The following is a 15,015-nucleotide window of genomic DNA, read 5'->3' on the forward strand; positions in this document are numbered from 1 at the left end:
ATAGAGCTACTGCGCTGAACGGTTTACTGGTATGCCTGAGACAAAACGTAAAACCTCAGAACTATAGTATATGACCTGCAACCTGCTGTCTGGTATTTATATTATTTGGTAATTATAGAGTCTAACAGCAGATGCAACCAAAAATTATGCCACAGCAGCGTTTTTTCCCAGTGTCCAAGTGTCATAGTCTCTCATCAAGAACAGTACCAAGCAAGCAGCTAGCATCGGCCATGCGGCAAAGAACAGCAAGTTGTCAAAGGGCTGAAGATAAAGATGAAAGGTGGCAAAGGTCGAGGCAGCATGGAGCAATAAAATAATACCGTATGTCCATTTTTTGAATAAACCCGCGACAAATAACAATATGAGAATGATCTGCAAGCTAGCAACCGCATAAACCATACTAGTGCCCAAGTTTTCTAGAGCATAAAACTTAGCAAATACATTGGCAGCATGCTCAGGGTTTACGAATTTGTCTAGTGTCCAAACAAGAAAGACAATAAAAACACCCAGTCGAAGTAATAGTAATGAGAGAGGTAAGTGTTTTGGCATGAGTGATCTCTTCTAAGAAAGGGTGAAAGTGAATTAAAAACGATATAAACACAGCTATATAGGTAATCTACGTAGATGATGACAGTGCAAACGTCTGCTATTACATGTCAATAGACATAGTCGACATACTTATATATTTGAGTGATTACTCAAATATAAATAAAAGATTACCGCTGAATACCTTAAAATCGCATTGTAGTGGTTATTGAATGACTGTTCAAGCTTATACATTCATAATATGGTATTTATAGGGCTTGGTTACTTTTTTCGACCAAACCAGCAATAGTCGCTTAAAGAAGCATAACCGGTCATCGGTGCTGTTTTTTTGATTGTAGACAATGCATTTCCAAGCAGTTTGGTAAGCGAATGTCTACGCCAGCTGACTCTAGATAGCAAAACCCCTTCATAGAACACTGATTCTATGAAGGGGTTTTGACTACAAACTTATCTAAGCAGTACAGCAGTAAAAGATACCTACCACATCAAATCGTCTGGAATCACATAAGCGGCGTAAGGATCATCTTCTTCTAGTACTTCTTCAGCGGTGCCATTAGACACGACCATGAAGCCTTCCATTTTTGTATCGATGCGATCTGCCAATGGACGAGGAAGTAGAGCGTAGCTGTCTTCTAGTCGTGCGATCACGACATGACCTGCTACGATCTGATCATACAGCTTCTGTGTGATAGCAATTTTCTTTACTTTAGACTCATCGACGAACTGATAACTGACTTCACCATCTGTATCCGCTATTTGATGCTGCTTAATCATTTGGATGATATTAGCCTTTAATGCTTTTTCTTCTAGCGCTTGCTGTTTTTGTTGATTGAGCTGCTGATCTTTTTCAAGCTTTTTTGCTTGGGCATCTGCCAGCGCTTTTTTGGTCTCTAGACTTTCTGAGTCGCCAGTACGCTTGGCATGCTGAGTTTGCTTGCTGATTTTTTTGGCTTTTTTACTATCGACCAATCCAGCCTTTAATAGTTGAGCCTGTAGGGCGTTTTTTGCCATAATTTAATCACCTAAATAACGATACGTAAGTCTTAAATGCTGAATCATAAATACTAAAGGAGGTATTGTAGCAAACTTTAGTAGCGCTTGTGGTTACGCACTGGCTGAAACCGTCCAAATTGGTTATCATCGAATTAAGGGATAGCGTTTGTAACGCTTTCTCTCGCATAGAGGGCGTAGGTTGGCGGTATATGCCAAGCTATATAAGAATAAATAACACAATCTAAGGATGGATTATGACAACCTCACAGCATATTTTAGCTTGTATTGACGGCTCAGCAGTAACCGAATCGGTTTGTGACTATGCAGCATGGTATGCCAGCAGACTGAACCTACCTGTTGGGCTATTACATGTCAGCGATGTACCCGCTTCAGTCAGACGTGACTTGTCAGGGGCGATAGGGGTAAACAGTCGCCAGTTCTTGCTACAAGAGTTGTCGCAATTAGATGAGCAAAGAGCAAAGGTCGTTAATAGCTATAGCAATGCCTTGGTACAAGACGCAAAAAGTCATATCCAAAATTACTTTGCCGATGTCAATGTGCGCGTGTATCAGCGCCACGGTAAGCTGTTGCCTAGTATTGAACACTTCAAAACAGAAAACCGTGCAATCGTGATGGGACGGCGCGGTGAAGATCATAAAAACAGCCGAATCAATATTGGTAGCCAAATCGAGACGGTGGCTCGTGGATCAGACATACCCATACTGATCTGCTCAGAGACCTTTGAAACGCCTAAATCCTATATGATTGCGTTTGATGGGAGTAAAACCTCCATCAAAGCGGCATGGATGGTAGCAAAAAGCCCTTTATTAAAAGGCTTGAAAGGTCATATCGTGATGGTGGGTAATCATAATGAGGCTGCCAAGCAAAGTATGAGCGGCGCCGCGGCTGAGCTAGAGGACGCAGGCTTTGTGGTTGAAGCACACCACTTATCTGCTGCTGATACTGTTGATGGGTTATTAACATTTCAAGTGGATAATCATATCGATATTATGGTGGTAGGTGCCTACGGACACTCTAAGTGGCAGCAGCTATTCCTTGGGAGCACCACAACAGAAATCATCGCCAGTACGTTGTCACCTGTCATTTTAGTGCGTTAATTGGTATGTCAGTAAGTCCTTGCTGCTTTTTTTGTTAGGCTGCTTGTTTCTTTATTAGAGAGACACTAGATTAAGCTCACACAAGCTTTTGCTAGGCTATTGGTCTAAGCACATATGGTCTACGCACATATCGTCAGCGTTCACTATTCATTGTCATAAGCGGTTATCTAGCGCGCCAAATAACCGCTTGAGTTGGATGATGAGTGATTCAGCAACTTCACATTATCCTAGGAATACTTTATGCGTATCAATGCAGATTTCTCATGCCGTGCTGCCCTTACACCTGCAAACCATCAATGGGTACAGTCGCCTCAGAGCGGCGTAGAGCGTGTCATGCTAGACCGCGTGGGTGAAGAAAAAGCCCGTGCAACTAGTCTTGTGCGCTATGCACCGAACTCTTATTTTCCGCATCATATGCATCCGGGCGGAGAAGAGATTCTAGTACTGTCAGGAACATTTTCTGCAGACGACACACATTATCCAGCAGGTTGGTATTTACGTAACCCGCCAAACTCAGGTCACAAACCCTATAGCGATGAAGGCGCGGTGATCTTTGTTAAACTGCGACAAATGACATCTGATGAATCAAGTCATGTGGCTATCGACACTCAAGATAGGACCAATTGGCAGCGACAAAGCAACCGTGATGTCTGTCCTCTTTTTTCAAATGGGACTGAGCAGGTGAGCTTGCTACGTATAGACGCTGGCGAGTTGCTATTTACTGATCTTGTCAGCGGCGGTGCAGAGTTGTTAGTGTTGGCAGGTGAGCTGCTAGACGAGGGACAAGTATATCAGCGTGATGGGTGGATACGTCTACCTACAGACACATATGCACAGACCAAGGCAGGACCAAAGGGTGCTACGATATATCTAAAGATAGGGCACCTTAGCCAAGTGGTGGGTTCAGAAATAGACAACACCTAAAAAATCGTTCTGGAAGCATATTACCCATATAAACGACCAGCGAGCAAAATAGTTGACACACTAATTTTCTATATTTGATGTGTCAACTATACGGCGAGCTGGTGTCTTAAAAATCGACTTTGTATAACTCTGTGTCGATAAAACACCTCCTCGTATAGTAGTATCAGATTTTCTATCTGCATTCATAAACACAGTTTCTCTAGCTCGCGCTCTGTTCAATATCACTCCAGCACATTCACAAATTATCAAGCAGTAATATCTGAAATAAGATAGGTCTACTATCGTCTTGCAAAAATAAGCCATCCATATAGTATCCCATGCCGTTGAGCACATCAGACCCTACTAATAGTCTAAGGACCTAAGACGCCTATCAGTGTTCTCAAAATACTTATAGGCATAAAACAGATAGGGAATAAGTATCATCTGATATTAGCCTAGTTATGTCGGCTAATATTTATGGCATCATTCCAAAAATCCCATAGGTTTTTCGTTGAAATAAATAGATTTGATTATATATTGACTAAATAACCGAATATTAATTAGTATTTGATTTATAAAATTTATTTTTAAGAAAAAATTGTAAAAAATTCGCATTATTTAATAGAAGTTAAAAATAGTTATGCGTATTCATAAACAGTACTTATTTTTAGTTTTATAATGATTAAGTGTGCTGATACAAAGGGTTAGCCACATCTAGATAGCATCAAAAACATCAAAAGTTAAGAGCTTTATGATGAGGATTATAGGATACACATTTGTGTTAAGTTAGAAAATTTCAGATTGGACATGATAAAATATACAAAAGATACAGGAACTTAGAGTAATTATGTAACTAGAAAAACGTCAGCTGGAATTTTTCCTTACTTTGGGAAGGCGTTTAACTTGGAGTAGAACTGTCATTATTATAAATACTTAGCAGTGACTTTTACATACTGAAACATTGTTTACATTTAGACAAAGTTATAAACGTTGATATATATACATAAAAAGCTAATATGGTAACAACAGTATAAAAATTATGGCTTAATATTTTTTATAACAAGAATGATCATTTTAGTAATTTTGCTACAAATAAAAAATGATTCTGGAAGTTTATCTTAAAAATGAAACGTCAATAAATTAAGTGATTTATCTATAGGAGGTCAATTGCTATGAACAGCATAACCATACTATTATCGGCTAAATCAGCCAATTTAGTAGGTTGCCAGATTATCAAGGCTGCTCGAATGCTGTTTGCCTGTAGCATTACTCCTTCATTAACGTTAGTTAGCATAGTGACCGATAACATCGCTCTTCGTTCCAAAGATCATCAATATATCCCTCGTATAACACCGCACTTGCAGGTTTACTTACCCAAAGTAAAGCCTTCTATCGTCCAGCGCATAACACCTGATAAGAACATGCTATTGAAAAATGTGGCTCACTCCATCATCGGTGGTCTCTGTAATACATTTACCGTTCTGCACAAGTCTGTATATGGTCAAACACCGTACAGCCAAGAAACCAAAAGCCATAAGCCAAATCTCTTTCAATTTCATACTGACAACATCTTAGTAAAACGAGATGACATAGAGGCTATGTACTTCAGTATCATGAGTTGCATCAATGCTATGTCAATCACTACTGGTGATACTGAGCATGTCTTCCAAACCATTATCCAGCTATCGCCATTAAAAATTAAGGACAACAAAATTCACTTATGATTCTAGATTGCAACCTAGTTTAGAATTCTTTAATCAAGGATGATTCTATGAAAACTATAACCGTTAAGGCCAACAATCAAGTAGGGACAGTTGCTGAACACACTGTGATCACACAAAACAATATACCCACAGTCATACAAGCTACTGACAAAACGAATTATGAGATTTTTGATGTAGCAGCTGGACGAGCGCCCAACAATATAGTCACTAAGCGTGTGAATAAAGACCTACATGTTTCTTTTGAGAATAATAGCCAGAACCCTGATCTGATTATTGAAGGGTTCTACGATATTGACAGCGCGCTCGTCGGTGCTGCTGGAAATGGAAATTACTATTATTACCTTCCTGATACAGGTGACGTGACTGACTACGTTACTGAGATGCAGGTAGGCGAGGTGCAAAGTCACTCTCTGGGCGGAAATGCGTACTCCAGTCCTTGGTGGATAGGGGCAACAGATGCTGAAGGGTTTGCAGCGTTACCATGGTTGTTGGGTCTAGCAGGTGCAGGAGTCGCAGCAGCAGCTTTAGGGGGAGGGAGTAGTAATAATAACGATGATAATTCAGAAGTAGACACTACCGCCCCTGATGCCCCAAGTATTGATGCTTTCGACGGTACGACCGTTACAGGTAGTGCTGAGCCTGGCAGTCGCGTAGATATCTTAGATGCAGATGACAATATCATTGGTACGGGAGCAGCAGATGCTACCACAGGTGTCTACGAGGTAACTCTTGATACACCGCTTGCCAATGGTGAGACGATTAACGCCATTGCTACCGATGCGGCAGGTAATACCTCAGCAGAGTCTGATCCAATAAATGCTCCTGACACTACCGCCCCTGATGCCCCAAGTATTGATGCTTTCGATGGTACGACCGTCACAGGTAGTGCTGAGCCTGGCAGTCGCGTAGACATCTTAGATGCAGATGACAATGTTATTGGTACAGCAATAGCAGATGCTACCACAGGTGCCTACGAGGTAACTCTTGATACACCGCTTGCCAATGGTGAGACGATTAATGCCATTGCTACCGATGCGGCAGGTAATACCTCAGTAGAATCTGATCCAGTAAACGCCCCCGACACTACTGCTCCTGATGCTCCAAGTATTGATATTGGTAATGGTGACGCCTTGATCACCGCTGATGAGATTAGTGATGATCAAGTCACTGTCTCTATTGGTTTACCAGATAATGCTTCTGTAGGTGACACTGTTACTGTTAATGGTATCGACCAGCTAATAACCGATGATGACATCGTAAATGGTATGGCAACCGTAACTATTGATGCACCACTAGAAGGTCAATCACTGCAAGTCACTGCCAGTATCACAGACATAGCTGGAAACGAGTCGACGGCTGTTACAGTTAATGCTACTCGAGACACAGATGATGCGCCTGAAGCGCCAGACGGTGTAGCTATCGGTAACGGAGATGCCTTTATCACAGCTGACGAGATAGAGGGCAATCAGGTAGATGTTATTGTTGATTTGCCAGAGAGTTCGAGTGTTGGTTATAGCGTGGTTGTCAACGGTGTCGAAAAAGTTTTGACTAATGACGATATTGAAGCTGGTAATGTTGAGGTGGAAATATCTGCACCAGAGGAAGGAGCTGCATTAGAGGTTTCTGTCAGAATCGAAGATACGGCTGGTAATATCTCCCCTGCTGTAACGGCCAACGCTATTCGAGACACCACAGCGCCTGACACACCACTTGCAGCGCCAGTCATCACCGACAACGTAGATGGCAATGGCGATTTGCTTGCCCCTGCCGAAACCATCCCTGATGATGGCATCACCAACGACAACACCCCAGGTGTGGTCATACCAGATGGTGAATTGGCTAACGGCACACCGACATTGTTGGTCGATGGCGAGGCCGTACCAGCCACCTTAATAGGGAACACCCTAACGCCTGACACCCCACTTGCCGATGACACCTATGACATCAGCTACACCATTACAGATGCCGCCGGTAACGTGAGTGCCGCGTCTCCTGCGACCACCATAACGGTAGATACCGTGGCGCCTGGCGGCGAAGCAGATGCCGCTATCGCAGCACCAGTCGTGGTCATTGATGATGAAGCAGATGATGGGGTCAATGCCGCAGAGTTTGCAGATGGCGTTCAAACCCAAGTGACCTTGCCATCTGGCACGGTTGCAGGCGACACAGTGACCTTGACGGTAACTCTGGCTGGTGGCGATCCGATCACCGTTGACTATGTCGTGACCGCAGATGACCTTGATGCAAATCTTGGTAACGGTATTGTTGACGTGACCATTCCAAATGATATGGATGACGGCATCACTGCCGATGGTGAGTATAGTGTGACCGCCACCGTAACCGATGCGGCTGGTAACGTGAGTGTGCCAAGTGACGCGGTGAGCTTTACGGTAGATACCGTGGCGCCTGGCGGCGAAGCAGATGCCGCTATCGCAGCACCAGTCGTGGTCATTGACGACGAAGCAGATGATGGGGTCAATGCCACAGAGTTTGCAGATGGCGTTCAAACCCAAGTGACCTTGCCATCTGGCACGGTTGCAGGCGACACAGTGACCTTGACGGTAACTCTGGCTGGTGGCGATCCGATCACCGTTGACTATGTCGTGACCGCAGATGACCTTGATGCAAATCTTGGTAACGGTATTGTTGACGTGACCATTCCAAATGATATGGATGACGGCATTACCGCTGATGGTGAGTATAGTGTGACCGCCACCGTAACCGACGCGGCTGGTAACGTGAGTGTGCCAAGTGACGCGGTGAGCTTTACGGTAGATACCGTGGCGCCTGGCGGCGAAGCAGATGCCGCTATCGCAGCACCAGTCGTGGTCATTGATGATGAAGCAGATGATGGGGTCAATGCCGCAGAGTTTGCAGATGGCGTTCAAACCCAAGTGACCTTGCCATCTGGCACGGTTGCAGGCGACACAGTGACCTTGACGGTAACTCTGGCTGGTGGCGATCCGATCACCGTTGACTATGTCGTGACCGCAGATGACCTTGATGCAAATCTTGGTAACGGTATTGTTGACGTGACCATTCCAAATGATATGGATGACGGCATTACCGCTGATGGTGAGTATAGTGTGACCGCCACCGTAACCGACGCGGCTGGTAACGTGAGTGTGCCAAGTGACGCGGTGAGCTTTACGGTAGATACCGTGGCGCCTGGCGGCGAAGCAGATGCCGCTATCGCAGCACCAGTCGTGGTCATTGATGATGAAGCAGATGATGGGGTCAATGCCGCAGAGTTTGCAGATGGCGTTCAAACCCAAGTGACCTTGCCATCTGGCACGGTTGCAGGCGACACAGTGACCTTGACGGTAACTCTGGCTGGTGGCGATCCGATCACCGTTGACTATGTCGTGACCGCAGATGACCTTGATGCAAATCTTGGTAACGGTATTGTTGACGTGACCATTCCAAATGATATGGATGACGGCATCACTGCCGATGGTGAGTATAGTGTGACCGCCACCGTAACCGATGCGGCTGGTAACGTGAGTGTGCCAAGTGACGCGGTGAGCTTTACGGTAGATACCGTGGCGCCTGACACACCGCTTGCAGCACCAGTCATCACCGACAACGTAGATGGCAATGGCGATTTGCTTGATCCTGCCGAAACCATCCCTGATGATGGCATCACCAACGACAACACCCCAGGTGTGGTCATACCAGATGGTGAATTGGCTAACGGCACACCGACATTGTTGGTCGATGGCGAGGCCGTACCAGCCACCTTAATAGGGAACACCCTAACGCCTGACACCCCACTTGCCGATGACACCTATGACATCAGCTACACCATTACCGATGCTGCCGGTAACGTGAGTGCCGCGTCTCCTGCGACCACCATAACGGTAGATACCGTGGCGCCTGGCGGCGAAGCAGATGCCGCTATCGCAGCACCAGTCGTGGTCATTGATGATGAAGCAGATGATGGGGTCAATGCCGCAGAGTTTGCAGATGGCGTTCAAACCCAAGTGACCTTGCCATCTGGCACGGTTGCAGGCGACACAGTGACCTTGACGGTAACTCTGGCTGGTGGCGATCCGATCACCGTTGACTATGTCGTGACCGCAGATGACCTTGATGCAAATCTTGGTAACGGTATTGTTGACGTGACCATTCCAAATGATATGGATGACGGCATCACTGCCGATGGTGAGTATAGTGTGACCGCCACCGTAACCGATGCGGCTGGTAACGTGAGTGTGCCAAGTGACGCGGTGAGCTTTACGGTAGATACCGTGGCGCCAGGTCAACCAACTGTGATCATTGGTAATGGTGATGATTTAGTTAACGGCTTTGACTTAAACGACGATGGGTTGGTTGAGGTTACTGTGATCTTACCAGACAACGCTGAGGTTGATGACATTGTAACGGTCGATGGTATGGCGACTTTGATTACTCAAGACATGCTAGACAACGGGTATAACTTTGCGGTTGAAGTTCCACCACAAGGGGCAGTACTAACAGTTAACGCGAATGTGACTGATCAGGCGGGGAACGCTGGTCCGATAGGTAGCGACAGTGCTACAGTTGGTGATACTACGGTGCCTGCGGTATTGATTCCTGAAGCACTTGATGGTGTCAATGCGGAAGAGTTTGCAGATGGCATTCAAACCCAAGTGACCCTACCACCTGGCACCGTTGTAGGCGACACGGTGACCTTAACAGTGACGCCTGATGCTGGTAACCCTATTACCGTGGAATATGAAGTGACGGCAGCTGACCTTGATGTCAATGATGGAGATGGCATCGCTGAAATCACGATTCCAAATGGCGTTGATGGTATCAGTGATAATGGTGCTTATACGGTAGTTGCTACGGTGACAGATTCAAATGAAAATGTCAGTGCTCCGAGTGCTGCTGTCGAATTCGATCTTAATACGACCTTTACTGCCCGTGATGATCTGGATGATCTTGATTTAGGAGTGTTGCAAGTTACGTACTATGATCCGATCAGTGAATCTGATTTAGATGTTTTGGGGGTTGCTGAAGGTACTGGTGGTGCCGATAGCAGTCTTGGCTTTACTGTGAGTGCAGGTACAAATGGTACAGTCAGTATCGAAGTTAGTCAGACGGCATTAGTGGCAGTAGCGGATGCAATTAATATAGAGGTTTATAATAGTAACAATGAGCTTGTTTACGTTGGCACTACTGGTAGTGAGCCATTGTTAGGTAATGTTATTGGAATCGAGTTATTGGGATTAACTGGCAATGATACATTGACTGCGACAGTTTCTGGTTTAGAACCAGATAACTATACTATTGTGGTGCGAAATAGTGAGAGCGCCTTAGGAGCTTTAGTCAATGGTCTTACCTTAGCCGAGTTGGGTGAAGCAGGAGTTGTACTGGGTCCTGATAATCAAGAAGTTGTGTTTACCACAATCAATAATGCATTAGGTCCAGTTTTAGGAGGCACTGTTAATGGTCTTCTTAATATTGCATTAACTGCAGCTGGGGATGAAGGTTTAGGTCTCGATGCTGTAGTAGATATACTGGCAGATAATGTATTAGGATTAGGTGTTTTAGATCCATTACTTGATGACATCACTGCTGTGCTTCTTAGCAATACCCTAACCCTACTTGAAACCACAGATATTACAGCGACAGTGACTGAGTTTGATTATGCCGATGATACTGTCATTACTGGTAATGTGATTGATCCCGATGTATCGAGCTCAGGTGAGTTGGGCGAAGATACGGTAACGGTGGATACAGTACTGACTGATATCGACAGTAATGATAGCCAATCGGAACCTACCTCTGCGGTAGTCGATGGTACAACGGTGTTTACGATACAAGGTCAGTATGGTGTCTTAGTTATTGATGAAAATGGTGACTATACGTATACGGCAAATGGTGATTTTGCGTCGTCAGGTCAATCGGAGACATTTACTTATACAGTTTCTGATGGCGTTATTAGTGATACAGCAGAGCTGGTGATTAATCTTGATGCGGTCGTTGATACGACGCCACCAGAGGCCCCAACGATTGATGAGCCTATCGCTGGTGACAACATCGTTAATGGTACCGAAGCCGCAGCAAGTTTTGCTGTAACAGGTACAGGGGTTTCAGGCGACACAATTACGCTGACTGACGGCTCAAACAATATCTTAGGTACGGCTATTGTCGACGCAGCTGGTGACTGGAGTATCAATGTCGATGAGGCAGAAGTAAGGGCAATGGGTGAGGGTGCTGAGCAATTGAGCGCTACCGCAACAGACCCTGCTGGAAATACGGGCACCGCCGCGACTGCTACTATTACTGTTGACACGACTGTACCAATAGCGTTCGATAATGAGGTGACATTAGATATAGGTTTTGAGTCATCTACCACCAATGCACCTTTACAAAGTACTGAAGTGGGAGGGCTTCTCAATATCGGCGTGCTCGCAGATACCATTGACGTAGATTTACTGAGCGTTGATAACGCGCTGTCGTTCACTATGGCTGACAATACCACTCGCCAAGTAACCGTTGATGGCAGTGGGTCTGCTACACTGAGTCTAGGTGGACTTTTTGATCTCTTGGCTCTTGGAGATAATGATTTTGATCTTTTAGTCTATCGAGTAGAAGAAGACAGCTCTGAGGCTACGCTAACCTTTACGCAGGAGAATTGGCTTCAGGGTTCAGGTGTCTTGCCCGCTAGGTGGAGCGCAGATGATCTAGTTTTACCAGAGTTTCAAGATGGTGGCACATATTATGTGACGCTAGGTAACAGTAGCGGACTTTTAGATGCTTCATTATTAAGTAGCCTTACTATCCGTACCACCTCTGATGTCGTTACCAACTATACGCCGCCTGATACAGTCAGTGCTTTCATAGGTGGAAATGTTATTACTGACATAGGTTCTGATGGTGCAGATACGATTACTTCTGGTACCGTTGTCTCATTAGTAGATGGTTTGCCTGTCGAGGTTGGTGGTAGTGCCATTGATGGTATATATGGCACACTTACTATCAATCCAGACGGTAGTTATAATTATGTTGCTGACGCGACATTTACAGGCGCTTATGGTGATGTAGATAGCTTTGAGTATACGATCACTGCAGAGAATGGTGAGTCTTCTACTGCAAATCTGGATCTTACGCTCGATTACAGTACCAATAGTGGAACGTTTGCTGCACGGAGCATATCGTTAGATGAAAGTTTCACACTTGCCATCGATGACACTATAGAATTACCTGATACGCTACTAACCACTTCGAGCGAAGGGATCGATACTCTAAGCTTTGAAGGTTCAGGTCAAATCATTAGCCTCTCTGACATGATGCAGCCTGATATCATTGATATTAGCGGTATTGGTGCGAATACTTTAAATATAGCAGATAAAGACGTTGATGCTACTATTTATGTCAAAGGTGATAACGATGATACAGTCAATCTAGAAGGTGATAGTTGGACCAATACTGGACAGACTACCTCAGAAGGTGAGATGTATAACGTATGGCAGTCATCTAATGAGACACAGGTTCATATTGATACTGACATCGTCAATATCATCTAAGACTGGCTGATCTTATTTTAATGCACAGAACGCTTCCAAAATGGAGGCGTTTTTTACGACGTTTTTATAGATATTTTTGAGATAGAGTAAAGTATATTAGGCAATAAATATAATAGCCTGGTTTTTAAATAAGAAAGTAAAAAACCATAAGGCATAATTAAGATATGGACGAACAGAGGGCTATCTGACTGATGAATGGTTATTTCTTTCCAGAGATGGTTATGTTCTATAAGATGCCACAGACTATCTTGTATACGCCACCATTTGTTTAGATTGTGGATTGATGATGTGGAACATTCTTTATCAGGAATTATTCATTATCAACAAATATTGATAAATTTAGAAGGAATCTAGAGCTGGCATTTTGGGTGTATTTCTATTGCGAGATGTTGGCTTTACGATTGTAAACTTAGAATAGGTGGTACTTATCTTAGGTGAGCAAAGTGAACACAATGAAAAAGGTAAGTTTGAGTAAAAAGAACCAGGTATGACTTAGCTTTATATATGTATGGAAAGCTCAGAAAGTTTCATCTGATATCGCATATGAATTGTTGCCTTATAGACTAAGGTCTAGTAAGGTTTAGTGCATAGATGTTATATACTTCTTCAAGAGCATATCAATAAGAGCGTTCATTGAAAACTAATATGAAAAAATCGCCAAATATAAAACAGTTAACCAGCCGTCATGCAGTGCATCATCTTATGACTGTTCTAATAACGAGCATGTGTTTTACCATGACGGCCCAAGCAGCAGTAGAGGATTTTCAAATCAACAGTCTGGTCGCGCAAGCGATTCAAACTCATCCGCTGGTAGGATCAGCCCGCGCCAGTCAACAAGCAACGACTGAAGGTATCAACGCAGCTAAATTAAACCTTTTACCGACACCAAGCGTTAGCTCAGGCTATGACAGAGACAATGACTTTGTCTCACAGGTGACTCTCCGTCAGCCTCTATGGACGGGTGGTAAACTTACAGCAGATGTGAATCAAGCCATATTTGATGACAAAGCTGCTGTAGAATATATCTATGAGCAGCAAAACTCGGTGGCCAAAACGACGATCGGTGCTTGGCAGAGCTATATACAAGCTGTCGCCACACAAAGTGTCCATGTTGAGAATCTAGAAGAGCTTGGTGATTTTGAGGCTATGATGCAGCGCCGTGTTGGTCAGGGTGTATCAGCCCGTATTGAGCTTGACCTAGTGACGAACCGGATTTTGCAAGAGCAGACGTCTTATCAAGCAGCAGTTGAGCAGCAACGTATTGCCGCTGCTCGGCTCGAGCAAATTATTGGTCAGCCGTTGTCTCAAATGAGCGTGACGAGCATACCGAATATCAAAGTATTGGTCGAGCAGGCCAAGCGTCAATCTGTTGATTTTGAGAGAATGGCTTTTGATAGGGCGGGATTCTACAATCCTACTGTTGTAAAAGAGCACTATCAAATCGAATCTGCTAAGCAAGGGGTTGAGTCACAACAAGCAGCGCGCTACCCAACGGTCTATGCTCAGTACGAGCAAGCTTATTACCATGAAGATAATGAAAATGATGGGCAGTTTTCTTTGGGGCTAACCTATGAACCAGGTGCGGGGTTTTCCAACTTTGCACTAGCACGAGCATCACAGGCAGAAGTCAACAGTTTGGTGCAAAACCAAGAAGCATCGCGGCGTAACGTGATAGAAAATATTCAAGTACAGTATCAGCAGTTCGTCAGCGCAAAAGACAGAGAGACATCACTGGTGGCTGCTGTAGCTGGCGCTCAGATTGTGGTCAACTCTTATCGCAGACAGTTTATCGCAGGTCGTAAGTCATGGCTTGAGGTACTTAACGCCGTACGTGAGCACAATGATTATCAAGTACAGCTGGTGCAGACCCGAGCAGAGATGTTGGGCGCATTTTATAGTCTTCAAGTAGACTTTGGTATCATGCAGTGGCAGCAGTTTTCTCACAACCGTCAGCCTGTGACTTTGTTCAATCCCGTAGATTCTGTAAAACAGTGGTTCAATAAGCAAGACAAAAGCAGCGCCAGTCGTGAGTTTGGTTATGGCAGAAACGATGTAGAAGAAGAGTATATTGAGATTAGTTTGCCTGCAACTGCTGAGCAGGGACTAAATGATGGCGAGTATCTCATGCTGAATGATGACTACAGCATCACGCCGATAACGGAACAAAGAAGTATGACAAACCGTTAGATAGTCATTTAAGCGCACGTTATATCT

At 44.5% G+C, this 15,015-nt stretch carries 7 protein-coding genes; 5 read left to right on the forward strand and 2 right to left on the reverse strand.

All coding sequences use genetic code 11. The annotated features are described in order from the left end of the window. Nucleotides 1-144: 144 nt before the first annotated feature. Together AC5JPO_RS00920 and AC5JPO_RS00925 are read right to left on the reverse strand one after the other, a co-directional pair. A complete protein-coding gene (locus tag AC5JPO_RS00920) occupies nt 145-549 on the reverse strand; it encodes a hypothetical protein (protein WP_319052170.1) in 405 nt (134 codons plus the stop codon). A gap of 474 nt (nt 550-1,023) precedes the next feature. Further along, the gene (locus AC5JPO_RS00925) at nt 1,024-1,557 is read right to left on the reverse strand and encodes a DUF2058 domain-containing protein (RefSeq protein WP_493853044.1); all 534 of its coding nucleotides are present in this window, start codon (nt 1,555-1,557) and stop codon (nt 1,024-1,026) included. Between the two features lie 236 nt (nt 1,558-1,793). Between AC5JPO_RS00925 and AC5JPO_RS00930 the strand changes: the two genes are divergently transcribed. The 5 genes from AC5JPO_RS00930 to AC5JPO_RS00950 all read left to right on the forward strand — a co-directional run bounded on the left by AC5JPO_RS00930 (nt 1,794) and on the right by AC5JPO_RS00950 (nt 14,988). Further along, nucleotides 1,794-2,657, forward strand: a complete 864-nt coding sequence (locus AC5JPO_RS00930; protein ID WP_493842984.1) for a universal stress protein — start codon at nt 1,794-1,796, stop codon at nt 2,655-2,657. 240 nt (nt 2,658-2,897) lie between these two features. Continuing rightward, entirely contained in the window at nt 2,898-3,581 is a 684-nt protein-coding gene (locus AC5JPO_RS00935) for a cupin domain-containing protein (RefSeq protein ID WP_493853045.1), read from the forward strand. Between the two features lie 1,151 nt (nt 3,582-4,732). Continuing rightward, on the forward strand, nt 4,733-5,284 hold the full coding sequence (locus tag AC5JPO_RS00940; RefSeq protein ID WP_493853046.1) for a hypothetical protein: 552 nt from the start codon (nt 4,733-4,735) through the stop codon (nt 5,282-5,284). Nucleotides 5,285-5,331: 47 nt separating this feature from the next. Continuing rightward, nucleotides 5,332-12,801: an Ig-like domain-containing protein gene (locus AC5JPO_RS00945; protein WP_493853047.1), complete on the forward strand. Its 7,470-nt coding sequence runs from the start codon at nt 5,332-5,334 to the stop codon at nt 12,799-12,801. A gap of 645 nt (nt 12,802-13,446) precedes the next feature. Continuing rightward, nucleotides 13,447-14,988: a TolC family protein gene (locus tag AC5JPO_RS00950; protein ID WP_493853048.1), complete on the forward strand. Its 1,542-nt coding sequence runs from the start codon at nt 13,447-13,449 to the stop codon at nt 14,986-14,988. Nucleotides 14,989-15,015 lie beyond the last annotated feature (27 nt).

The sequence above is a fragment of the Psychrobacter sp. H25 genome, from assembly GCF_059076335.1.